The organism is Streptomyces sp. NPDC058008 (assembly GCF_042886395.1).
Lineage (GTDB): Bacteria > Actinomycetota > Actinomycetes > Streptomycetales > Streptomycetaceae > Streptomyces.
In genome coordinates, this window is sequence record NZ_JBHVQX010000024.1 from 25,396 (window position 1) to 49,669 (window position 24,274).

Sequence of the window (24,274 nt, forward strand, 5' to 3'; positions counted from 1 at the left end):
CACGAGGGGGCAACGCGGCGATGGGTGCAGCGACGGGGGAGCGCGCAAGGCGGTCCGCCCACCGAACGCCCGGCCCTTCCCGCCGGCAACGCAGCAACGGGCCGGACGGAACCCAGCCCGCGGACGCCCCTGCCGCGACCACCCTCCACTCGATCTCGCGGACCGGCCGCGTCGGCCCCGCGCTGCGGCAGATGGTGCTCGTCGAGGCGGCCCTGGCGGTCGCCGTGGTGGGCGCGGCACTCGGCGGTGCGTGGATGATCCCCGCCGGAGTGATCGCCTGTCTGCTGATCCTGCTGGCCGTGGTACGCCGCCGGGGCCGGGCCGTTCAGGACTGGCTGTCCACCGTGTCGTCCCTGCGCCGTCGCAGGCGGACCGCGGAGGCTCCCCCCGCCGAGACCGAGCCGCAGCTGGCCCCGGTGGCGGAGAACGTGCCGGGATTCGCTCCGTACATCTATGTGGACGGCGCCCGCCGCACGGTGGGCATGGTCGGGGACGGCACGTTCCTGACCGCGGTCGTACGGGTCGAGGCGAGCGGTGAGTCGCTGCGCCGGGCGCAGGGGGCCCGGGCGCTTCCGCTGTCCCTCCTGGGGGACGCGCTCGCGGTGGACGACATCGTGCTGGAGTCCGCGCAGCTCGTGCAGCAGGTACGGCCCGCCCCGGCGCCGCATCTGCCGGAGCGGTCGGTGGCCCGGCTGTCGTACGGTCCCCTCCAGGACCGGACCGGGGCGCCCGCGCTGCGGATGACCTGGGTGGCCGTCAAGCTGGACCCGGAGCTGTGCCGGGAGGCCGTGGAGGCCCGCGGCGGCGGCATGGGAGGGGCGCAGCGCTGCCTGGTGCGCGTCGCGGACCACGTGGCGAGCCGGATCACCGGCGCGGGGTTCCGCGCCGTGGTGCTGGACCAGGAGGAGCTGAACTCCGCGGTGGCGACGTCCGCGTGCGCCAGTCCCATCCTGTCGGCGCGCGCCGGTCGCGCGGACACCGCGCCGCAGCGGCGCACGACGGAGACCACGCGGGTCTGGCGCTGCGACGACCGCTGGCACACCACCTACGCGGTGGACCGCTGGCCCGAACTGGGCCGGGGCGCGACCCCGCTCCCCCGGCTCGTGTCGCTGCTGACCTCGGTCCCCGCGTACGCGACGACGTTCAGCCTGACGGTGCGCCGCGGCGGGCACCAGGGCCATGTGTCCGTACGCGGCCATGTGCGGATCACCGGCGGTTCGGACACCGAACTGGTGGGCGTACGAAGGACGTTGGAGCAGGCCGCACGGCATGCCGAGGTCGGCCTCGTTCGTCTGGACCGTGAGCAGCTGCCGGGTGTCCTGGCCACGCTCCCGCTGGGAGGCGCGCAGTGACGAGGTACATCGCTCCGAGGCGGGGCCTGCTGGGTCCCCGTCACGCCGGCCACACCCTGGCGGCGGACCACCTGGGCGCGCTGTCGCTGCCGGTGGGGGACGACGGCGTGATCATCGGCGACGACGCCGAGGGACGCCCCCAGATGATCGGGTTCCACCGGCCCGTGCCGTACGACGTCCTGCTGATCGGGGGCCTGTGGACCGCGCAGGTGCTGGCGCTGCGTGCGGCCGCCACGGGTGCGCGGGTGGCGGTCGAGACGGGCCGCACCCAGGCGTGGACCCCGCTGGCGCAGGCGGCGGGCGCCGGTCTGGAGTGCGTCTCGCTCCACGACGTGGGCCGGGTCCCTCCGACCGGAGCGACCGTGGGCAGTCCGGTCGTGGTGGTGCGTGACTGCGGTATGCGTCCGCCCCGCGGCCGGGTGGTGTCCTCGCCGTGGCAGTCGGTGCTGACGCTGCTGCCCTATCTGAGCCCGGTGGCGCCCCGGTTGATGCGGGCGGCGACGCTGGTGGGTGTCCAGCGGGTGTCGCCCGCCGAGGCGGAGCAGATCGGCCGGATCCTCGGGCTCTCGCAGGCGGAGAGCGAGGCCCTGCCCACTCTCGCGGACGGTGTCACGCTCTGGGTCGCGGGCCGGGACCGCCACTGGGTGATGACGGGTGCGACGGATGTGGAGACCGGACTGCTGGGCACCGCCCGCAGGATGGACTGAATCCCCGTTTGCCCCCCGGACCCGCCGCTTTTCAGGATCATGGCCAGGGAACGGACAGGTTCGACCGAAGGGACGTGCGCATGGGCACCCAGCAGGAAAAGGACGAGCTCTACGCTCTCGACATCTCGGATGTGGAGTGGCTGAGCGCGCCCGGTACCGAGAACGTCGAGGAACGCGTCGAGATCGCCCACCTCCCCGGGGGTGCGGTCGCCATGCGTTCGTCGCTGGACCCGGAGACCGTGCTGCGCTACACGGAGGCCGAGTGGCGTGCGTTCGTACTGGGCGCGCGTGACGGCGAGTTCGACCTCACCTGAGCGTGGGTGGGGGCGGCCGTCCGGGACCGCCGCCCCCACTCCGCGCCCGCGGCCTCCTCCCGGTGCGCGGGGAATGACCCCTTTCTCCTCCATCCGCCGTATTCGTCTCCGTCTTGCGCCGCACCGGTTCCGCTCAGGGCCGTACGTGACCCACGGGACAGGCGCCGTTGGGCGATACGGCCTGCCGTAGGGCGCCCCATGGCGATTAGGGTGGGTAGGGGCGCGGCAGAGGAACCTGCGGGCAGGCACTGCGCGTCGCAAGGGGGAGAGCCGGGCGGACCGGACGACGGGAACGGTCGCCCCCACCCACCACGGCACAAGGGTGCTCGACCACACCAGGAGGCAAAGTGAACGGCGATCGGGACGAGATCAGCGGGGGATGGAACACGCCCGTCGACGAGTCGTCCGACGCGGATCCCGCCGAGATGACGGGTGAGTTCACCATCGACTACACCCCTCCCGCCTGGTACACGCAGAACGCGCCGGGTGACTCGTCGGGAGGAGCCGGGTCGCACCTGGCACCGCCTCCGCCGCCGCAGGGGGCTCCGTTGTCCGTGCCGGGGCCACCGGTCCCCGGCGGGTTCGAGTCCGGTTGGCGTCCGGCTCCGGCCGCGGCGCCCGAAGCGGCGGGGTCCGGCTCCGCCGAGCCGCCCTCCCCCGCCGCCGAACCCGCTCCCGCCGCCCCGGCTCCGGCCTCGTCCGCGCCGGGCCCCGGGGATCCGGACGCCGCGCACGGCACGTCCGGCCCGTTCGACGGCGGCGACGTGGAGAGCGGCGCGACCATGCGCTTCTCCCCCGCCGCGCTGAAGCGGGAGATCGCCGAGCGCGAGGCGGCCTCGTCCGCTTCCGACGACTCCGCAGGACCCACGCCTCCTTCCGCCCGGCCCGGGAGCGCGGCCGGGAGCGCACCGGAGGAGGCGGACGACGCGGACGGACACGAGGTCCCGGCCGCTCCGGCGGGCGGGAAGGACTCCGAGGACGACGGCGACGCCGCACCGGAGGCGGACGCAGCGCCGGAGCCCGAGCGGGCAGCGGCCGACGAGCCGGAGGCGGACGGCGAAGCCGTGGGCTCCGCGGCGGCCCCGGCATCCCGGGAACCGGAGCCGGACGACGCGCCGCGCGACGGGACGGCGGCGCCCTCCGACGCGCCCCCCGCCGGAACGCCTGGGAACGCCGCCGCTCAGGACGCACCGGCCCCGTGGTCGCCGAATCCCGCGCAGGGCGCCCTTCCGCCGCTGCCCCCCGCGTTCCAGCCGGCCGCGCCGCAGCCGGGCGCACCGCAGCCCGCCCCGCAGTGGCCGGCGCAGCAGCCCGCCCCGGCCGCCGAGGGGCCCGGCGGCTACGGATTCCCGCCGAACCGGACGCCGCCCCTGCCCGGGCAGCCCGCGCCCCAGCACCCGGTCCAGCCCCACGCGTCCGCTCCGTACGGTGGTCACGGGTTCCCGCAGACACCCCCGGAGGGGGGCTACGGCTTCCCCCGGACACCTCAGGGGCAGCCGCACCTTCCCGCCCAGGGCGCACCCCAGCCGCCCGTGCCGCCTCCGGGCGGGCCCGGCTTCCCGGCCCAACAGGCGGGCGGGCCACCGCAGTTCCCCGCCCAGGGAGCCCCGCTCCCCCCGCAGCAGCCGGCCCCGGGCTCGCCGAACCTGCCCGTCCAGCAGCAGCCCGACGCCTACCGGCCGCAGCCTCCCGCGCCCCAGGCCCCGCCCGTGGACCCGCGCACCGGGGCCGCGTGGCCGACGCCGGTCACCCATGATCAGCGCGAGCGCTCGGTGCCGGGCGCGCCCCTCGGTTACACGGCCGCCGTGGAGCTGTCCTCGGACCGGCTGGTCCGCGGCAAGCAGAAGGCCAAGAGCAGCCGCACCCCGTCGTCCGCCTCGCGCTTCAAGCTGGGCGGGAAGAAGGAGGAGCTGGAGCGGCAGCGCAAGCTGGAGCTGATCCGTACGCCGGTGCTGTCCTGCTACCGGATCGCGGTCATCAGCCTCAAGGGCGGGGTCGGCAAGACGACGACCACCACCGCGCTCGGTTCGACCCTGGCCACCGAGCGGCAGGACAAGATCCTGGCCATCGACGCCAACCCGGACGCCGGAACGCTCGGCCGCCGGGTGCGCCGCGAGACCGGGGCGACCATCCGCGACCTGGTCCAGGCGATCCCGTACCTCAACTCGTACATGGACATCCGCCGTTTCACCTCGCAGGCGCCCTCCGGTCTGGAGATCCTCGCCAACGACGTGGACCCGGCCGTCTCCACGGCCTTCAACGACGAGGACTACCGCCGGGCGATCGACGTCCTGGGCAAGCAGTACCCGATCATCCTGACCGACTCGGGCACCGGCCTGCTCTACAGCGCGATGCGTGGCGTGCTGGACCTCGCCGACCAGCTCATCATCATCTCGACGCCGTCCGTCGACGGTGCATCCAGCGCGTCCACGACGCTGGACTGGCTGTCGGCGCACGGCTACGCCGAACTGGTGCGGCGTTCGCTGACCGTCATCTCCGGTGTCCGCGAGACCGGCAAGATGATCAAGGTCGACGACATCGTGCAGCACTTCGAGACCCGCTGCCGCGGTGTGGTGGTCGTGCCCTTCGACGAGCACCTGGCCGCAGGCGCCGAGGTCGACCTCGACATGATGCGCCCGAAGACCCGCGAGGCCTACTTCAACCTCTCCGCGCTCGTCGCCGAGGACTTCCAGCGGGCCCAGCAGCAGCAGGGGCTGTGGACGGCGGACGGCAGCAACCCGCCGCCGCAGTACGCCCCGCCGATGCCGGGTCAGCAGACGCCCGGTCAGCAGGTGCCGGGGCAGCAGCCGTACGGCGGGCCGCCGCAGCCCGGCCAGCCGTACCCCGGACAGCCGCAGCAGCCCTACCCGCCCCAGCAGCCGTACGGGGGGCAGCCGCCCTACGGCGGGCCGCAGCCGTACGGGGGACAGCAGCAGGCCGCCGCACCGCAGCCGTACCCGCCGTACCCCGGCCACGGCGCACCGGGCAACGCCTGGCAGCAGCAGCCCTCCCCCGCGCAGCCCGGCGGGAGTCCCGCCGCGCCGCCCCAGCCGCCCGCGCACCACGATGGCCAGGCACATCAGCCGGGACAGGCCGAACTGCGAGGCCCCGTTCCGCCCGCGGGCTGGCAGCAACAGCCCCCGCAGCAGCCGCCGGCGCCTCAGCAGTGAGGCCGTAGAGGTCTAAACCAATGAGGGCCCGCACCGTCCCCACGGTGCGGGCCCTCGTCGCATTCCCGCAGACCACACGCGGTTTGGCGGACCGTTGACGCGGCTCGACCGCCGCTGATAAACCTTCGCTTCACCAGCTGGCGAACCAGAGATCTGCCCGCCTTCACCGTGCGAGTCTGACGCGAGGTCCACGTCCATGGTCACAAGATTCCCTCCACGCCCCTCCCGCCCCCGCGGCCGTCCGCGCACCCTCCTCGCCGCCGGAGCCGCCGCCCTGGCGCTGGCCGCCGGCTCGGTCGTCCCCGGGAACCCGTTCGGCCCGGCCCCGCAGGAGGCCGCGGCCGCCGGCGGGAAGACGACCCTGACGGTCGCGGTCGCGCAGAGCGTCGACTCCCTGAGCCCGTTCCTCGCGCAGCGGCTGCTCTCCACGAGCATCCACCGGCTGATGTACGACTACCTCACCAACTACGACGCCAAGGACAGCCACACGGTCCCCGGGCTCGCCACCGCGTGGGAGTCCTCGCCGGACAAGCTGACCTGGACTTACACCATCCGGTCGGACTCGAAGTGGTCGGACGGCCGAAAGGTCACCGCCGAGGACGCGGCGTGGACCCTCGACACGATGATGACCGACGAGGGGGCCGCCACCTCGAACGGCAGCTTCGTCGGCAACTTCGAGAAGGTGACCGCGCCCGCTCCGGACAAGCTGGTCGTGAAACTGAAGCAGCCCCAGGCGACGATGACGGCGCTGGACGTGCCCATCGTGCCCAAGCACGTCTGGGAGAAGGTCGGGGACTTCTCGAAGTTCAACAACGACACGAAGTTCCCGATCGTCGGCAACGGGCCGTTCATCCTGACGGACTACAAGGTCGACAGTTATGTGAAGCTGAAGGCCAACAAGGACTTCTGGCGGGGCGCCCCCAAGTTCGACGAGCTCGTCTTCCGGTACTACAAGGACCAGGACGCGGCCGTCGCCGCCCTCCGCAAGGGTGAGGTCTCCTTCGTCGCCGGGAGCCCCGGGCTGACGCCCGCTCAGGCCGCGTCGCTGAAGACCGCCGACCACATCAAGGTGAACGACGCCCCCGGCCGGCGCTTCTACGCGCTGGCCACCAACCCCGGCGCGCGGACCAGGGACGGCGAGAAGTTCGGCGACGGGCACCCGGCGCTGCTGGACCAGAAGGTCCGCCGGGCGCTGTTCATGGCGGTGGACCGCACGGCCATCATCGACAAGGTCTTCCAGGGCTACGCGGTGGAGGGCGAGGGCTACATCCCGCCGCGCTACGACTCGTACTTCTGGAAGCCCTCCGCCGGACAGAAGCTCGCCCACGACCCGGCGAAGGCCGCCGCCCTGCTGGACGAGGCGGGCTACCGGAAGAACGGCGCGGGCAAGCGCACCGGCAAGGACGGCAGGCCCCTCGACCTCCGCATCCTGTGCCACGCCACCGACCCCAACGACAAGGCGATCGGCAAGTACCTCCAGGAGTGGTGGGGCGACCTCGGCATCGGTCTGGAGGTCGACTGCCGGGACAACGTCTCCGACCCCTGGTACTCCGGTGAGTACGACCTCGCCTTCGACGGCTGGTCCGTCAACCCGGACCCCGACTTCGTCATGTCGATCCACACCTGCGCCGCGCTCCCCGCCGAGCCGAAGGAGTCCGCCGCGACCGACAACTTCATCTGCGACAAGCGGTACGACGAGCTCTACGCGAAGCAGCTGGCCGAATACGACCCCGCCAAACGGGCCGACCTGGTCAAGCAGATGGAGTCACGGCTGTACGACACGGGATACATGAACGTCATGGCGTACCCGAATGCCGTCGAGGCCTACCGGACCGACCAGATCGAGTCGATCACGACCATGCCCTCGGACGCGGGCAACATCTTCGGTCAGGACGGTTACTGGAGCTGGTGGTCGGCCGTCCCGGCCGCCGGTGCGTCGGGCGGTTCGTCCGGTGGCAGCGGCAGCTCCACCGGGGTCCTCATCGGTGTCGGTGCCGCCGTAGTCGTCCTCGCCGGTGGCGGACTGCTGTTCGCCATGCGTCGTCGTTCCACCGCGGAAGACCGTGAATAGTCCATGAGCACAGAAAGCACTCCCGCGCTCCTGAAGGGCGCGTCGGGCGTGGACGCCGTGGGGACCGGCGGTCCGGCTCAGGCCGGGCCGTCGGCCCGCGCTCCACGCGCCCGCGGCATGACCGCGTACCTCCGCTACGCGGCGGGCAAGCTGGCCGGTGCGGCCGTCTCGCTGTTCGCCGTGCTCGTCACCAGCTTCTTCCTGTTCCGCCTGATCCCCGGCGACCCGGTCAAGCACATGACCGGCGGCCGTCAGGTGTCGACCGAGCAGATCGCCGCGATGCGCCGGGAATTCGGCCTCGACCTGCCGTTGTGGCAGCAGTTCACCGAGTACTGCGGCAAGGCCCTGACCGGGGACTTCGGTACGTCGTACCAGTTCCGCGCCCCTGTCATGGACAAGATCAGCGAGGCGCTGCCCGCGACGCTGCTGCTCACCGGCACCGCGTTCGTGATCTACACCGCGATCGGCATCTGGCTGGGCGCCAGGTCCGCGTGGCGAAACGGTTCGGCAGGCGACCGCTTCCACACGGCCTTCGCCCTGACGCTGTACTCGGTGCCCTCGTTCTGGCTCGGCCTGCTCCTGATCATCACGCTGTCGGTCGGCATCGGTCCGGTGCCCGGCCTCTTCCCGACCGGGGGCATGGAGTCCGGCAGCGGGACCGGCCTCGACCACGCCCTGGACGTCGCCCATCACCTCGTGCTGCCGGTCGTCACCCTCGTCGCCGTCGAGTACGCGCGCACCCTGCTGGTCATGCGGTCCTCGCTGCTCGACGAGATGGGCAGCGACTACCTGACGACGGCCCGGGCGAAGGGGCTGCGCGACGACCTCGTACGCCGCCGGCACGCCGTCCCGAACGCGATGCTGCCGACGGTGACCCTGCTCTTCGTCAACCTGGGCAACACGGTGGCGGGAGCGATCCTGGTGGAGACGGTGTTCTCCTGGCCCGGCCTGGGCGGGCTCTTCTACCAGGCCCTGAGCGTGCCGGACCTGCCGCTGGTGCAGGCCCTGTTCTTCGTCTTCGCCTCCGCGGTGATCCTGATGAACACGCTCGCCGATGTGATCTATCCGCTCCTCGATCCCCGGGTGGGCCGATGACGACCACGACCGACGCCCCGCAGGCCCTCGGCCCGCGTGCGCTGACCTGGACCCGCCGTCGCCAGGCGGCGGCCCGCTTCTGGCGGCAGTACCGCGGCCACCGGGCCGGGCTGGCCGGCCTCGCCGTGCTCGCGCTGATCGCCCTGACCGCGCTGGCCGCCCCGCTGCTCGTCGGGGCGGACTCGCAGAGCGTCACGGCCGCGCCGGGCGGCGCGCTGGAGTCCCCGAGCGCCGGGTTCCCCCTCGGCACCGACCAGTTCGGCCGGAGCCTGCTCGCCCTGCTGGTCTGGGGGACGCGGGTGTCGCTGACCGTCGGCCTGCTCGCCGCGTTCCTCTCGGTGGCCATCGGGACCCTGGTGGGGATCACGGCGGGCCACTTCAAGGGCTGGTACGGCAGCGTCGTCATGCGCATCACGGACTGGTTCCTGGTGATGCCGACGCTGGTGCTCGCCATCGCGCTCGCCACCGTGCTCTCGCGGTCGCTCTGGACGACGGTCCTCGCCATCGGCGTGACGACCTGGCCGACGACCGCGCGGCTGGTGCGCGCGCAGACGCTGTCCGTCGAGTCGCGCCCGTACATCGAGCGCTCCCGGGCGCTCGGCGGCGGGCACGCGCACATCATGTCCCGCCATGTGCTGCCCAACGTGATGCCGCTGGTACTCGCGCAGACCACCCTGGTCATCTCCACCGCCATCCTCACCGAGGCGACCCTCGCCTTCCTCGGGCTGGGCGATCCCACGATCGTCTCCTGGGGCGGGCTGCTCCAGGACGCCCGTGAGGCCGGAGCGGTCAGCTCCGGGAACTGGTGGTACCTCGCTCCGCCCGGACTCGCCATCGCGGCCGTCGCCCTCGCGTTCACGCTGTGCGGCCGCACCATCGAGTCCGTGCTCAACCCCAAGCTGGGGGTGTCCCGTTGACCGCCGTGAAGACCGAGAGCGTTCCGAGGCCGGAGACCGGGCAGCCACTGCTCGACGTCCGGGACCTGCACGTCACCTACGGCGCCGGGGAGTCGGCCGTCCCCGCCGTACGGGGCGTCGACCTCCGGGTCGAGGCGGGCCGGAAGCTCGGCATCGCCGGGGAGTCGGGCTGCGGGAAGTCGACGCTGGCGCTGGCCCTCCTGCGGCTGCTGCCCGCGTCCGCGACCCTGAGCGGCGAGATCCTGCTGGACGGCGAGGACGTCCTCACCATGAAGTGGGGCCGGCTGCGCGCCGTGCGCTGGGCGGGGGCGTCGATCGTCTTCCAGGGCGCGATGCACTCGCTGAACGCCGTCCACCGCATCGGGGACCAGATCGCGGAACCGATCCTGCTGCACAGCGGGGCGACCCCGGCCGCCGCCCGCGGGCGCGCCGGGGAGCTGCTGGAGCAGGTGGGGCTTCCGGCGGCGCGCGCGGCCGCCTATCCGCACGAGCTGTCCGGCGGACAGCGCCAGCGCGTGATGATCGCCATGGCGCTGGCCTGCGACCCGCGGCTGATCATCGCCGACGAACCCACCACGGCCCTCGACGTGATGATCCAGGCGCAGATCCTGCGGCTGATCGAACAGCTCGTCAGCGACCAGGACCTGGGCCTGATCATGATCAGCCACGACCTGGCCGTGCTCTCCGACACCTGCGACCGGCTGTCGGTGATGTACGCGGGCCGGGTCGTCGAGGAGGGGCCCGCCAGACAGGTGTACGAGAGCGCGCGCCACCCCTACGGCAGCGCCCTGTCGGCCGCCTTCCCGCGCATCGGCGACCTGGCCTCGCGGCACGCGCCGCGCGGTTTGCCGGGTGACCCGCCCGACCCGTCGGCGCTGCCCCCGGGCTGCGCGTTCCATCCGCGCTGCACGGCGGCGCTGGACTCCTGCGCCACCGAGGACCAGTGGCTGAGGCCGGCCGGTCCCTCCCGGAGGGCGGCCTGTGTGCTGGTGGAACCGGAAGTCACCGTCACGCCCGACCCGCCCGCCGGTACCGAGGAAGCGAGGAGCACCTCATGACGACCACTCCCCCGGCCCCCCTGCTCAGCGCCCAGGCGCTGGAGGTCGCGTTCCCCGGCCGGCGCGGGGCGGCGACCGCGCGGGCCGTCGACGGGGTCGACCTGGACATCCGCCCCGGTGAGATCGTCGCCCTGGTCGGCGAGTCGGGCTGCGGCAAGACGACGCTGGCCCGGTCCCTGCTGGGCCTCGTCCCGCCCACGGCCGGCCGGGTGACCTTCGGCGGCGAGCCGCTCGACTACGCGGGCCGGGCCCTCAAGGCGTACCGCAAGCGGGTGCAGATGGTGCTCCAGGACCCCAGCGGTTCCCTCAACCCGCGCCACACGGTGTACGACGCGGTGGCGGAGGGCCTGCGCATCCACGGGTACGCGGGGGACGAGCGGGCCGCGGTGTCCGGTGCGCTGGCGCGTGCGGGGCTGCGGCCTCCGGAGCGCTTCCTCCTGCGCTATCCGCACGAACTGTCCGGTGGCCAGCGCCAGCGCGTCGTGATCGCGGGCGCGCTGGTCCTGGAACCGGAGCTCATCGTCGCGGACGAGCCGGTGGCCTCCCTGGACGCGTCGGTGCGCGGCGAGATCCTGGCGCTGCTGCTGAGGCTGCGGGACGAACTGGGCCTGTCGGCGCTGGTGGTGACGCATGACCTGGGGCTGGCGTGGAACATCGCGGACCGGGTGGCGGTGATGTACCTCGGACGGATCGTGGAGACGGGTGACGTCGAGCAGATCCTCACCGCCCCCCGGCACCCCTACACCCGGGCGCTGCTGTCCGTGCTGCCGGAGGCGGACGGCGAGCCGGTGATCCTGACGGGTGAACCGCCGGACCCGTCGAGGATTCCGTCCGGCTGCCGCTTCCACGCCCGCTGCCAGGTCCTCGCCTCGGGCGAGGCGGAGCGCGCGGGCGTCGCGGACGCGTGCCGCACGGTGGATCTGCCGGTGCTGGAGGGCGGCGGCGGGACCCAGGTCGCCTGTCACTGGGTGCGGGCGGGCACGGGCGTCCCCCAGGTCACCTAGGGCCTGCCCGCTCGTGCCGGGTACGCCCGGCCTGGACCCGCCGGCCACCGTGGTGGCCGGGGTTCAGCCCGGGCGCCGCGCCCGGGCGTGGTGGATCGTGCCGGTCAGCTCGCCCAGAGGACGTCCGGTACCGCCCCAGCGGTGCTGGATGATCTCGGCGGCGATGGACACGGCCGTCTCCTCCGGCGTACGGGCTCCGAGGTCCAGGCCGACGGGCGAGGCGAGGCGGGACAGCTCCGCCTCCTCCACCCCGGCCTCGCGCAGCCGGGCGAGGCGGTCGGTGTGCGTGCGCCGGCTGCCCATCACACCGATGTACCCGGCGGGGGTGCGCAGCGCCGCCACCAGCAACGGGACGTCGAACTTCGGGTCGTGGGTCAGGACGCAGACGACCGTGCGCGCGTCCACGGGGGTCGATTCCAGGTACGTGTGCGGCCAGGCGCGGACGACCTCGTCGGCCGTGGGGAAGCGCTCCCGGGTGGCGAAGGCCGGGCGGGCGTCGCACACCGTCACGCGGTAGCCGAGGAAGGCCCCGATCCTCGCGGTGGCCGCGGCGTGGTCGATGGCTCCGAAAACGAGCATGCGGGGCGCGGGGGCGAAGGCCTGGACGAAGACGGTGACGTCCTGCATCCGTCGCTCGCCGTGCGCTCCGTACCGGGTGGTGCCGGTGGCTCCCTGCGCGAGCATCCCGCGCGCGTCGTCGGTGACGGCCGCGTCGAGCCCCGCGTCGCCGAGGGAACCGCCGGCACGGCCCGCCAGGACCATCCGGCGGGCGCCGGGCCGTGCGGCTCCAGACACCACGGTGGCGAGTGCGACGGGCTCCCCGGCGGCGACGGTGTCCAGGAGTTCCCGCAGCGCGTCGCGGTCGGCGGGCGCGACGTAGGGCTGTACCAGGACGTCGATCGTGCCGCCGCAGGTCAGACCGGTGCCGAAGGCCTCGTCGTCACTGATGCCGTACGTCCGCAGCAGCGGCCGGCCCGTGGTCAGCGTCTCGGTGGCGGCCTCGTACACGTCGCTCTCCACGCAGCCTCCGGAGACGCTGCCCGCCACCACGCCGGTCGCGGTCACCGCCATCGCCGCGCCGGCGGCCCGCGGCGCGCTGCCGCGCACCGCGACCACGGTGGCCAGGGCGAAGGGCGTACCGGCCGTGTGCCAGTCGCGCAGCTGGGACAGCAGCTCACGCACGTGCGGACTCCTCCCGGGCGGACGGGCTCCTGCCCCCGAGGATGCCCCGGTGCGGGCGCGCCCACCACAGGACGGCGTCAGGCGCGTCCGTACGCCGCGATCAGCTCGCTGGACCGCTTCACGTCGGCGGCCATCGCCACGAGCAGGTCGTCGACCGACTCGAACTTCAGCATGCCGCGGACGTAGGCGAGGAAGTCCACCGCCACGTGCAGCCCGTACAGGTCGAGGCCGACCCGGTCGATGGCGTACGCCTCGACGGTCCGCTCCGTGCCGTCGAACTGCGGGTTCGTGCCCACCGAGATCGCGGCGGGCATGGCCTCCCCGTTCACCGTGAGCCAGCCGGCGTAGACGCCGTCGGCGGGAATCGCGGTGTGCGGCAGGGTCTCCACGTTCGCCGTGGGGAAGCCCAGCTCGCGGCCTCGCTGCGCGCCGCGCACGACGACGCCCTCGACGCGGTGCGGTCGGCCGAGGATCTCCGCGGCCCCCTCGACGTCGCCCTCGGCGATCAGGCGGCGGGTCAGCGTCGAGGAGAACGGCTCGCCGCCGCCCGCGTCACCGCTGACGTGGAGGTCGATGACCTCGGTGGCGTAGTCGTACGTCGCGCCGAGCTCGGCGAGGAGGGTGACGTTGCCCGCCGCGCGGTGCCCGAAGCGGAAGTTGGGGCCCTCGATGACCAGCTTCGCGTGGAGCTTGTCGACGAGCACCTTCGCGATGAAGTCGGCGGGCGAGAGCTGCGAGAACTCGGCGGTGAACGGCAGGATCAGCACCGCGTCCACGCCCAGCCGCGCCATGAGGTCGGCGCGCCGGTGGTGCGGCGCCAGCAGCGGGGGGTGCGTGCCGGGGCGGACGACCTCGCTGGGGTGCGGGTCGAAGGTGACGACGACGGAGGGCACGCCGAGCTCGCGCGCCCGCTCCACGGCACGGCCGATGATCAGCTGGTGTCCGCGGTGCACCCCGTCGTAGGACCCGATGGTGACGACGCTGCGCCCCCAGTCCTCAGGGATGTCCTCCAAGCCACGCCAGCAGTGCACTCTGACCGCTCCTCGCCCGAACCTGTGTACGTGTGTGTGTCCATTACGCAGGTCTAAGACTGCCATGCTCACGTCCCGCGGCCTGCATCGGCACCGGGATGCCGGGCCTCGGCACGTCCGCCGCCTCCACCGCCCGCCGCGCGCCGGGGCCCACGAGGGCGGCCCACTCCTGCGGGGCGTCCGCCAGCCACCGGCTGACCAGGGCTGCGAATCCGGGAACGTCCCGGGCGAGTTCGGTCAGCGCGCGGTCGAAGCGGGCCGCGCCCTCGGCCGTCCGTACGAGCAGCGTCCCCGTACGGTGCACCAGCGCCCGGGTGCGGGCCTCCGGGCGGCGCCGGGACCCCTCCCCCGCGGCCCGCAGCACCGCGTCGAGGACCTCCGGGTCACGGCCCGTCCCCTGCTCGAACTCCAGCAGGACCTCCAGCAGCTCGGCCCTCAGCGGCCTCGACACGGCGCTCCCCGGCCCCGCGAGCACCCGCGCCAGCGCGGCGCGCACGGGCGGCGGGGCGGGGTGGTCCCGCAGCAGGCCGGTCATCAGGGGCAGGAGCAGCGCCCGGGCGGCCGGGCTGTGCTCCAGCCGCAGGTCCACGTACGCGGCGGCCTGCGCCCCGGCGTCCTGACCGGGGCGGCCGCGGCTCTCGATGTAGTGGCGTACGAGACCGGGGGCGTGCAGTGCCAGGGCCGGGCTGTCCAGGGACGCCAGCTCCCGCAGTACGCCGTCGGCCGCGTCCCCGGGCAGCGACAGACGGGCCCGCAGTGCGGCGAGCACCGGCTCGGGGTGCTCCGTGAAGACCTCCGTGAGCAGGGCCACCGGCAGCCGCGGGTCCCCGGCGGCGAAGACCCGCAGGGCCTGAGGAAGGTGGCGTCCGCCCGTCGCCGGATCCCGTACGAGGACGGTGAGCGCCTGGGCGTGCAGGGGGGTGTCGCCCGGCCGGTCCAGCAGGGTGAGCGCCGCGCCGCGCAGCAGGGCGCGGTCGGAGTCGGCGAGGGGGCGGGCGGCGGCGGACGCGAGGTGGACGGCCGCGGCGGCGCGCCGCCCGGGCCGGTCCTCGTCGCGTGCCCACCGGTCGACGGCGCGGCAGAGTGCGGCCGGTTCGTCCTCGGCGAGGGTGGCGAGCAGTTCGGCGGCCCGCGGGTGGGCGGTGTCGACGAGCGCCTCGGTCAGGCCGTCCGGGGCCAGGTCACGGCGGGCGTACAGGAGTGCCTGCGCGGCGGCGGCCACGGTGAGCCTGATCGGCACGCCCTGCTCCGCGGGCAGGGGGCTCTCGTCCGTGAACCAGCGGCACAGCAGCGGCTGGACGGTCCCGGGGTCGGCGGCGAGCCGTCGCGAGACCGCGTCCAGATACCGCTCCCCGCCGTCCGCGCGGGGGGTGCAGTCGGCGGGCAGGAGACGGCGGAGCAGGTCGATCCGGTCGTCCTCGGAAAGCCGGATCCGGCGCCAGAACCACGGCCCGAACCCGGCGTAGGGACCGAGTGCCGCTGGACCCCCGGACTGCGAACGCCGGGTGATCCGCCCGGCGAGGACCCGCAGCACGCCGAGGCAGGGCCGGGCGTCCGGCACCCTGAGCAGGCTCTCCCGGAGCAGATGGGCGGCCCACCAGGCGGCGTCGGCCGGAGGGTTCCCCGTGCCGGACGCCAGGCGGTCCATCGCCTCGATCAGGTCCGCCATCCGGTGGGCCAGCGCCGCGTGCCCCTGGCGCCGCTCCAGCAGGAGCATGGCCTGGAGCACGGGGCCGGCGCGGTGGCGGGGCACGGGGAGGTTGCGGGGTCCTTCCGGGTCCCGTGGGGCGGGTTCGGGCACCGCGGGCCCCCCTTCCGCGTGCCAGCGGTGGACCAGCGAGTGCAGGGCCGCGTCCAGGTCGAGGTGCGCGCCCTGCACCCAGTCGCCCAGCTCCTCGTCGGCGAAGCGGTAGCCCGCGCCCGCCGGGACCAGCAGCCCCTCCGTCAGGACCGCCGAGGCCCATCCCGTGCGCCAGGGGAAGATCTCCTCGAACGCCGCCCGGTCCAGCTCGCCCTGTCCCGGCCCGAGGCACCGTCGGGCCGCCTCGTGGACCTGCCCGGCCACCTTCGCCGCCAGCCTGCGGACGGCCGTGCCACGCGGCCCGGGTTCGGCCTGGGCCCCGATGCGGACCGCGATCCGGACGCAGGTGAGGTCCAGATGGGCGGCGAAGACCTCCTCCGTGCCGGGCCTCCCCGGTACGTCGGGGGGCAGCGCGGCCCGTACCTCGGCGAGCAGCCGCAGGGTGAGGGGGTGCCGGTCGTGGCCGGGGGCGATCGCACCGGCGGGGATGCCGTGGCGCTCCCTGGCCCGCTCGGCCTGCTCCGCCGTGAGGTCGCCGAGCCGGACGGCGGGCGGCAGGCCCCGGGCGGGCCGCTGCGGGCGGTGCAGGGCGCCCGGCGGGTGGAGCGCTCCCGCGGTCTCCCAGTGCTCGGGGCGGCAGGCGAGGACCATGCGCACCTCGTGGGCCAGGAGCCACTCGGCGCTGGCCCCGGTCCACCCCGCGAGCCGGTGGGCCAGCAGGGGCGGCATCTCCTCGGGGCCGTCGACGACGACGAGGAGCGCCTTCCCGGACGCCGCGGCGAGCCGGGCCACCCGCTCGGGCGTGGCGTCGTCCATGTCTCCGCGTGCCCCGGCGGCGGTGAGGATCCTTCCCGAGCGCCGCAGGGCCCGGGTCATCGCGTCGCCGACCGAGGTGTCGTCGGCCAGCAGGTCGGCTCCGCGCAGCCAGAGGGTGAGGGCGGGCGCGTGCCCGCGGGCCCGGCGGGCGGCCAGGGCGGCGAGGGCCGTGGTACGGCCGGTGCCGGGGGCGCCCACCAGAGCGAGGACGGGGCCCGTGCCGGTCTCGAAGGCGGTGAACTCCGCGCTGACGTCGGTGCGTTCGACGGGCTCCGCACCACCGGGCCGGCCGTCGGCCTGCCCGAGGGACGTGGCGGTCAGCTGGAGCGCGCCCGCCAGATTGAGGTCACGGCCGTATCCCGGGACACCGCTCGCGTTGCGCCCGAGCACCTCGGCCAGCGGCTCCGGAGCGTCCCGGAGGCCCAGCGGCACCGCGAGGCCGGCGGTCCCGTGTCCGGCGCTCAGCGCGGTCGAGAGCACACCCAGGACGGCCCCGGTGCGCGGGTCGGTCACGGGGCCGCCGACGGCGGCCCCGCCGGAGCGCAGCGCGTCGCGCCCGTCCGTGCCGAGGGCGAGCTCCAGCGCGCCGTTCACGGTGTGCTCGCGGCCGCCCTCGGAGTAGACCGCCGGAGTCGTCCCGAGCACCCGTGCCTCGCGCCAGCCGTGGGCGGCGATCCGTACGTAGGTGCCCGTACCGATGTGCTCGCGTACGGCGATGGGGAGCGGTTCCACCCCCAAGGCACCGGGGCCGCCGGTGTGCAGCAGGGCGAGGCCCAGCGCGGGCAGCTCGGTGACGCCGTCGGGGCCCACGGGGCAGTCGCGGCCGTCGGAGGTGTGCAGCGTGAGCGGCCCGGGCCGTGCGACGGCCTGATGACTGGTGACGACCGTGCCCCGGTCGTCCGCGACGAATCCGGTCCCCCGTGGCCGGCCGGCCTCGTCGCAGATCCGTACAAGTGTCGACCGGTCCCCGCTGCCCATGGTCCGACGGTAGGTCCCGGGGGCGCGGCACCGGAAACGCGGGAGACGAAAGCGCCCCCCTCGCACCCCTCCGTCACTCCGAGCGCCCGCCCATCGGGGTGAAGTGGCGGGTTCGCGTGGACAGGGATGGACCGGGGGGCGGGGATCGTGGAGCGGGCACACACAGGGGGCTGCCCGCTCCACGACGCCACGGTCGGGCGGCCGCGGTCAGGCGAAGACGGCGAGGCTCCTGGCCTTGCCCTTCTGCTCCTCCACGAGCACCAGGAACGCCCCGTCGGGCCCGAAGACCCCGACCGGCCCCGGCGGATAGGACGGCATGTCCAGCCGTACGCCGTTCAGGAGCAGCTTGGCGCGCTTCTCGTCGACGTCCCAGCGGGGGAAGGCGGAGGCGGCGGCCTCGGCCACCGGCATCACGGTCAGTTCCTGCTGGTGCTGGTCCAGGGTGCGTGCCGCGTCGAGACCGTAGGGGCCGACCCGGGTGCGCCGCAGCGCGGTCAGGTGCCCGCCGACGCCGAGCCCGGCGCCGAGGTCGCGGGCCAGGGCCCGGATGTACGTACCCGAGGAGCACACGACGGAGACGACCAGGTCGACGACCGGGGTGCCGTCCTCGGCGACGGCCTCGCGGACGTCGTAGACGCGGAAGGACGAGACGGTCACCGGGCGGGCCGGGATCTCGAACTCCTCGCCGCCGCGCACCCGGGCGTAGGAGCGCTTGCCGTCGATCTTGATGGCGCTGACCTTGGACGGCACCTGCATGATCGCGCCGGTGAGCGCGGCGACCCCGGCGTCGATGCCCTCACGGGTCACCCCGGAGGCGTCGGCCGACGAGGTGATCTCGCCCTCGGCGTCGTCGGTGACCGTGTCCTGGCCGAGCCGGATCGTCCCCAGGTACTCCTTCTCGGTCAGCGCGAGGTGGCCGAGCAGCTTGGTCGCCCTCTCCACCCCGAGCACGAGTACACCGGTCGCCATGGGGTCCAGCGTGCCGGCGTGGCCGACCCGCCGGGTACGGGCGATGCCGCGCATCTTGGCCACGACGTCGTGCGAAGTGAAGCCGGACGGCTTGTCGACGATGACAAGGCCGTCCGGCGTCCTGTCCTGCTTGTTCTGCGTCATGCGGAAGGCGAGTCCCCGTCGTTCTCGTCGGACTCGTCCTCGGGCTTGCGGTAGGGGTCGGCACCGCCCGCGTAGGTGGCGCCCGAGGACGCCTCACGGACCTTGGCGTCCGAGGCGCGTGCCCGGTCGAGGAGGTCCTCGATCGCCTTGGCGTTGTCCGGCAGCGCGTCGGCCACGAAGGCCAGGGTCGGGGTGAACTTCGTCCCCGCCGCGGCACCGACCGCCGAGCGCAGGATGCCCTTGGCGCTCTCCAGCCCCGCGGCCGCGCTGGCCCGCTCCTCGTCGTCGCCGTAGACCGTGTAGAAGACCGTGGCCTCCCGCAGGTCCCCGGTGACACGGGTGTCCGTGATGGTCACGTGCGTGCCCAGACGCGGGTCCTTGATACCGCGCTGCAGTTTCTCGGCGACCACCACCTGGATGAGGTCCGCCAGCTTCTTCGCCCGCGCGTTGTCGGCCACTGGTCCGTCTCCTTCTCGAGCGCCTTGCTCAATCGTCTTCGTCGCTGTGCAGCCGCCGCCGTACGGACAGCAGCTCCACCTCCGGCCGGCCCGCGATCATGCGTTCGCACCGGTCGAGTACGTCTGTGAGGTGCCCGGCGTCCCCGGAGACCGCGGCAAGGCCGATCTCGGCCCTGCGGTAGAGGTCCTGGCCGCCCGTCTCCGCGACGCTCACCGCGTACGCGCGGTGCAGCTCGGCGACGATCGGGCGGACGACGGAGCGTTTCTCCTTCAGCGACCGTACGTCGCCCAGGAGCAGATCGAAGGACAGGGTCCCCACATACATGTGTGTCCGGATGTCCCGCCGGTTCGGGGTCGTGCCCCGCCATCACTTGGCGGGGACAACCAGAACCGTACACGGAACGGCCGGGGCCGATCGACGGAAATACGACCCGTCGACCGGCCCCGACCCTGGGGGAGAACCCGGGGGTCGCCCCCCGGAATCCCCGTCGATCAGCCTCGCGGCTTCTCGCGCATCTCGTACGTCGCGATGACGTCGTCGATCTTGATGTCGTTGAAGTTTCCGAGGTTGATACCGCCCTCGTAGCCTTCGCGGATCTCGGTGACGTCGTCCTTGAAGCGGCGCAGACCGGAGATGTTGAGGTTCTCCGCGATGACCTTGCCATCGCGCAGCAGGCGCGCCTTGGTGTTGCGCTTGACCTCGCCGGAGCGGACCAGCACACCGGCGATGTTGCCCAGCTTGGACGAGCGGAAGATCTCGCGGATCTCCGCCGTGCCGAGCTCGACCTCTTCGTACTCCGGCTTGAGCATGCCCTTGAGGGCCGCCTCGATCTCCTCGATCGCCTGGTAGATGACCGAGTAGTACCGGACGTCCACGCCTTCGCGCTCGGCCATCTGCTCGGCACGCCCCGCGGCGCGCACGTTGAAGCCGATCACGATGGCGTCGGAGCCGGTCGCCAGGTTGATGTCCGACTCGGTGACCGCACCCACACCGCGGTGCAGGACCCGGATGTCGACCTCTTCACCGACGTCGAGCTGGAGCAGCGAGGACTCGAGGGCCTCCACCGAACCGGACGCGTCGCCCTTGATGATGAGGTTGAGCTCCTGGACCAGACCGGCCTTGAGCGCCTCGTCCAGGTTCTCCAGGGAGAACCGGACACCCTTGCGGGCGAAGTTGGCGTTGCGCTCGCGGGCGGCACGCTTCTCGGCGATCTGACGGGCCGTACGGTCCTCGTCGACCACCAGGAAGTTGTCGCCGGCACCCGGGACGTTGGTGAGACCCAGCACCAGGACGGGGGTCGAGGGACCCGCTTCCTGGACGTTGTTGCCGTTGTCGTCGAGCATCGCCCGGACACGGCCGTACGCGTCGCCGACGACCATGGTGTCACCGATGCGCAGCGTGCCTCGCTGGACCAGGACGGTCGAGACGGCACCGCGGCCGCGGTCGAGGTGGGACTCGATGGCGATGCCCTGCGCGTCCTGCTCCGGGTTGGCCCGCAGGTCGAGCGAGGCGTCGGCGGTGAGGACGACGGCCTCCAGCAGTGCCTCGATGTTGAGGCCCTGCTTGGCGGAGATGTCGACGAACATCGTGTCGCCGCCGTACTCCTCGGCCACCAGACCGAACTCGGTGAGCTGACCGCGCACCTTGGTCGGGTCGGCGCCCTCGACGTCGATCTTGTTGACCGCGACCACGATCGGCACCTCGGCCGCCTTGGCGTGGTTCAGCGCCTCGATCGTCTGGGGCATCACACCGTCGTTCGCCGCCACCACGAGGATCGCGATGTCGGTGGACTTCGCACCACGCGCACGCATGGCGGTGAACGCCTCGTGACCCGGGGTGTCGATGAAGGTGATGCGGCGGTCCTCGCCGTTGACCTCGGAGGAGACCTGGTACGCACCGATGTGCTGCGTGATACCGCCGGCCTCGCCCGCGACGACGTTCGTCTTGCGGATCGCGTCCAGCAGCCGGGTCTTACCGTGGTCGACGTGACCCATGACGGTCACGACCGGCGGACGGGAGACCAGGGCCTCTTCGCCGCCCTCGTCCTCACCGAACTCGATGTCGAAGGACTCGAGCAGCTCGCGGTCCTCCTCCTCCGGGCTGACGATCTCGAGGACGTAGTTCATCTCGTCCGCGAGGAGCCTCAGCGTCTCGTCGGAGACGGACTGCGTGGCGGTGACCATCTCGCCGAGGTTCATCATCACGGCGACGAGCGACGCCGGGTTGGCGTTGATCTTCTCCGCGAAGTCGGTCAGGGAGGCACCGCGCGACAGCCGGACGGCCTGCCCGTTGCCGCGGGGCAGCATGACGCCGCCCACCGACGGGGCCTGCATGGCCTCGTACTCCTGGCGCCTCTGCCGCTTCGACTTGCGGCCACGACGCGCGGGACCGCCGGGACGGCCGAACGCACCCTGTGTGCCGCCACGGGCACCGGGGCCGCCGGGACGGCCACCGAAGCCGGGACGGCCGCCGAAGCCGCCGCCGCCACCGGGACGGCCCGCGCCGCCACCGCCACCGGGACCGCCGGGACGGCCGGCGAAGCCGCCACCGCCACCACCGGGACCGGCCGGACGGCCGGCGAAGCCGCCGCCGGGACGACCGCCGCCGCCACCGGGACGACCGCCGCCGCCACCGGGACCACGGCCGCCGCCACCGGGGCCACCGCCGGGACGCGGGCCCGCGGCGGGACGCTGCGGCATCATGCCCGGGTTCGGACGGTTACCCGAGGGGGCACCGCCCGGACGGGGAGCCTGCGGACGGGGCATGCCGCCCGGGGTCGGACGTGCGCCACCCTGGCCCTGGGGGCGCGGGGCGCCACCGGGACCACCCTGCGGGCGCGGGGCGCCGGGGCGCTCCTGACCGCCGCCGGGGCGCGGGGCACCGCCGGGACGGGGCGCCTGCGGGCGCGCCATGCCGGTGGAGCCGCCGGAGGTGAAGGGGTTGTTGCCCGGACGGGGACCGGCCGGACGTGCGCCGCCGGGACGCGGTGCGCCCTGGCCCGCGGGACGTGCGGGACGGTCTCCGCCGCGCTCGCCGCCACGCTGGCCGCCCTCACGCTGGCCGCCGTCGCGCTGACCGCCGGCCGGGGCCGGACGGGCGGGACGGGGGCCGGGGGTGGCACCGGTGGGACGGGGGGCCTGCTGCGGCGCGGCCGGCTGCTGGGCCGGAGCCGGAGCCGAGAACTCCGCGGCCGGCACCGGGGTGACCGGGGCGGGCTTCGGCGCGGGCCGGGGACCCGGACGGGGTCCCGCGGACGGCGCGGAGGGGGTGCTGCTCGCCGGGGTCTCCGAGGCGGCCGGCCGGGGGGCCGGGGCGCCGGGCTTCGGGGCAGCGGGACGTGCCGCGGCGGCCGGGGACGGCGCAGCGGGCTTTGCGGGGGCGGCCTTGCGGGGCGCGCCAGGCTTTGCAGCGGACTTGCCGGCGTTGCCGCCGGGACCCTGCAGTGCGTCAGTCAGTTTGCGTACAACCGGCGCCTCGATCGTCGAGGACGCCGAACGGACGAATTCACCGAGTTCTTGGAGCTTGGCCATGACGACCTTGCTCTCCACGCCGAACTCCTTGGCGAGCTCGTATACCCGGACCTTAGCCACTTCGCTCCTTTTAGGTCCGGGTTACCGCCGGACCGTCGCTACTTCATGGGCGTACTCATCGCGTACTCATCGAGTGCTCATCGCAATCTCGACCTACTTCCAACTCGCGAGGTACCTGACCGCACGGGGACCCGTGCCGTTCACTTTCTTACGGTGTCACCCGCTCGACGAACCGCTGCAGTGCCGCGGAATCGAACGGCCCCTTGGCCTTGAAGGCCCGGGGGAAAGCCCGGCGGCGGACCGCCAGGCCGAGACAGACGGAGGCGGGGTGTACGTACGCACCCCGGCCGGGCAGCGTACCGCGTGGATCAGGGACAACCTCTCCCTCGTCCACCACGATGCGCAGCAGCTCGCTCTTGGCCGCTCGCTCCCGGCATCCCACACAGGTTCGCTCGGGGCAAGCGCGGGCGTGCGTCCGGCCAGACACGGCTAAGTCTACCTCCCCGTACCGACCTCACCCCTTGGGGGCAAAAATCGAACGGATGTTGTCGTGATCTCAGCGGAAAGCCGCCTCGATCTATTCCTTCGGAACCGTTCCGGGGCAGCCGTCGGCGGCCCCGGACACGGGTCGTGGGTCAGCCGCGCTCCGACCGCTCGCGGGCGCGCTCGGCGCGCTCACGGTCGGCGGCGTCGCGCTCGGCGTCCGTCTCGGTGTCCGGGCGGATGTCGATGCGCCAGCCGGTGAGACGGGCGGCCAGACGGGCGTTCTGGCCCTCCTTGCCGATCGCCAGCGACAGCTGGTAGTCCGGCACGGTCACCCGGGCGGAGCGCGTGCCGAGGTCCACGACCTCGACCTTGCTCACCCTCGCGGGTGACAGGGCGTTGGCGACCATCTCGGCGGGGTCGTCCGACCAGTCCACGATGTCGATCTTCTCACCGTGCAGCTCGGCCATGACGTTGCGCACACGGCTGCCCATCGGGCCGATGCAGGCGCCCTTCGGGTTGAGACCGGCCCGGGTGGAGCGCACCGCGATCTTGGTGCGGTGGCCCGCCTCACGGGCGATGGCCTCGATGACGACCGACCCGTCCGCGATCTCCGGGACCTCCAGCGCGAAGAGCTTCTTCACGAGGTTGGGGTGGGTGCGCGAGAGCGTGACGGACGGACCGCGCACACCCTTGGCCACCCGCACGACGTAGGTGCGCAGGCGCAGGCCGTGGGTGTACTCCTCGCCGGGCACCTGCTCCTGCACGGGCAGGATGGCTTCCAGCTTGCCGATGTCGACCAGGACGTTCTTCGGGTCCTTGCCCTGCTGGACGAGGCCGGTGACGACGTCGCCCTCGTGGCCCGCGTACTCGCCGAACGTCCGGTCGTCCTCCGCGTCGCGCAGCCGCTGCAGGATGACCTGCTTGGCGGTGGTCGCGGCGATACGGCCGAAGCCGGACGGCGTGTCGTCGAACTCCTCGGCCTCCTGGCCCTCCTCCAGCTCGGCCGGGTCGTCCTTGGCCCACACCGTGACGTGGCCGGCCGCGTCCAGCTCGACGCGGGCGCGCCGGTGGCTGCCGTCGGTGCGGTGGTACGCGATGAGGAGGGCCGACTCGATCGCCCCGACGAGCACGTCGAAGGGGATCTCCTTGTCCTGCGCCAAGCCCTTCAGAAGCTTCACATCGATGTCCAC

General features: G+C 73.6%; 18 protein-coding genes. 9 read left to right on the forward strand and 9 right to left on the reverse strand.

Going from position 1 to position 24,274, the window contains the following annotated elements; all coding sequences use genetic code 11:
* Positions 1 to 20: 20 nt before the first annotated feature.
* The 9 genes from eccE (at position 21) to ACFVS9_RS23605 (ending at position 11,688) form a co-directional block, all read left to right on the forward strand.
* A complete protein-coding gene (eccE, locus tag ACFVS9_RS23565) occupies positions 21 to 1,352 on the forward strand; it encodes a type VII secretion protein EccE (protein WP_389935134.1) in 1,332 nt (443 codons plus the stop codon).
* Entirely contained in the window at positions 1,349 to 2,059 is a 711-nt protein-coding gene (locus ACFVS9_RS23570) for a hypothetical protein (RefSeq protein WP_389935137.1), read from the forward strand. Before eccE ends, ACFVS9_RS23570 begins: the two co-directional genes overlap by 4 nt.
* 80 nt (positions 2,060 to 2,139) lie before the next feature.
* Positions 2,140 to 2,373 carry a DUF397 domain-containing protein gene (locus tag ACFVS9_RS23575; RefSeq protein WP_351276327.1) on the forward strand — a complete coding sequence of 78 codons (234 nt, stop codon included), beginning with the start codon at positions 2,140 to 2,142 and terminating at the stop codon, positions 2,371 to 2,373.
* A gap of 347 nt (positions 2,374 to 2,720) precedes the next feature.
* Entirely contained in the window at positions 2,721 to 5,543 is a 2,823-nt protein-coding gene (locus ACFVS9_RS23580; RefSeq protein WP_389935140.1) for an SCO5717 family growth-regulating ATPase, read from the forward strand.
* 196 nt (positions 5,544 to 5,739) lie between these two features.
* Entirely contained in the window at positions 5,740 to 7,614 is a 1,875-nt protein-coding gene (locus ACFVS9_RS23585) for an ABC transporter substrate-binding protein (protein ID WP_389935143.1), read from the forward strand.
* A gap of 3 nt (positions 7,615 to 7,617) precedes the next feature.
* Complete coding sequence (locus ACFVS9_RS23590) at positions 7,618 to 8,709, forward strand: ABC transporter permease (protein WP_383116887.1); 1,092 nt, start codon at positions 7,618 to 7,620, stop codon at positions 8,707 to 8,709.
* The gene (locus tag ACFVS9_RS23595; RefSeq protein ID WP_383116888.1) at positions 8,706 to 9,626 is read left to right on the forward strand and encodes an ABC transporter permease; all 921 of its coding nucleotides are present in this window, start codon (positions 8,706 to 8,708) and stop codon (positions 9,624 to 9,626) included. The genes ACFVS9_RS23590 and ACFVS9_RS23595 overlap by 4 nt, the downstream gene beginning before the upstream one ends.
* The gene (locus ACFVS9_RS23600) at positions 9,623 to 10,684 is read left to right on the forward strand and encodes an ABC transporter ATP-binding protein (protein WP_389935147.1); all 1,062 of its coding nucleotides are present in this window, start codon (positions 9,623 to 9,625) and stop codon (positions 10,682 to 10,684) included. Before ACFVS9_RS23595 ends, ACFVS9_RS23600 begins: the two co-directional genes overlap by 4 nt.
* On the forward strand, positions 10,681 to 11,688 hold the full coding sequence (locus ACFVS9_RS23605) for an oligopeptide/dipeptide ABC transporter ATP-binding protein (protein WP_383116890.1): 1,008 nt from the start codon (positions 10,681 to 10,683) through the stop codon (positions 11,686 to 11,688). The genes ACFVS9_RS23600 and ACFVS9_RS23605 overlap by 4 nt, the downstream gene beginning before the upstream one ends.
* A 63-nt stretch (positions 11,689 to 11,751) precedes the next feature.
* On the opposite strand, the gene ACFVS9_RS23610 is transcribed toward ACFVS9_RS23605, so the two are convergent.
* From ACFVS9_RS23610 to nusA, 9 genes are all read right to left on the reverse strand, one after another.
* Complete coding sequence (locus ACFVS9_RS23610; RefSeq protein ID WP_389935150.1) at positions 11,752 to 12,870, reverse strand: XdhC family protein; 1,119 nt, start codon at positions 12,868 to 12,870, stop codon at positions 11,752 to 11,754.
* Positions 12,871 to 12,947: 77 nt separating this feature from the next.
* Entirely contained in the window at positions 12,948 to 13,901 is a 954-nt protein-coding gene (locus tag ACFVS9_RS23615; protein ID WP_389935153.1) for a bifunctional riboflavin kinase/FAD synthetase, read from the reverse strand.
* Between the two features lie 43 nt (positions 13,902 to 13,944).
* Complete coding sequence (locus ACFVS9_RS23620) at positions 13,945 to 17,496, reverse strand: serine protease (protein WP_389935156.1); 3,552 nt, start codon at positions 17,494 to 17,496, stop codon at positions 13,945 to 13,947.
* Between the two features lie 207 nt (positions 17,497 to 17,703).
* On the reverse strand, positions 17,704 to 18,609 hold the full coding sequence (gene truB / locus ACFVS9_RS23625) for a tRNA pseudouridine(55) synthase TruB (RefSeq protein WP_383116894.1): 906 nt from the start codon (positions 18,607 to 18,609) through the stop codon (positions 17,704 to 17,706).
* A complete protein-coding gene (rbfA, locus tag ACFVS9_RS23630; RefSeq protein WP_014153744.1) occupies positions 18,606 to 19,067 on the reverse strand; it encodes a 30S ribosome-binding factor RbfA in 462 nt (153 codons plus the stop codon). Before rbfA ends, truB begins: the two co-directional genes overlap by 4 nt.
* Before the next feature lie 28 nt (positions 19,068 to 19,095).
* Entirely contained in the window at positions 19,096 to 19,392 is a 297-nt protein-coding gene (locus ACFVS9_RS23635; protein ID WP_383116895.1) for a DUF503 domain-containing protein, read from the reverse strand.
* Positions 19,393 to 19,559: 167 nt separating this feature from the next.
* A complete protein-coding gene (gene infB / locus ACFVS9_RS23640; RefSeq protein WP_383116896.1) occupies positions 19,560 to 22,658 on the reverse strand; it encodes a translation initiation factor IF-2 in 3,099 nt (1,032 codons plus the stop codon).
* 148 nt (positions 22,659 to 22,806) lie between these two features.
* Entirely contained in the window at positions 22,807 to 23,085 is a 279-nt protein-coding gene (locus tag ACFVS9_RS23645; protein WP_383116897.1) for a YlxR family protein, read from the reverse strand.
* Between the two features lie 148 nt (positions 23,086 to 23,233).
* The gene (gene nusA, locus ACFVS9_RS23650) at positions 23,234 to 24,274 is read right to left on the reverse strand and encodes a transcription termination factor NusA (RefSeq protein ID WP_389935162.1); all 1,041 of its coding nucleotides are present in this window, start codon (positions 24,272 to 24,274) and stop codon (positions 23,234 to 23,236) included.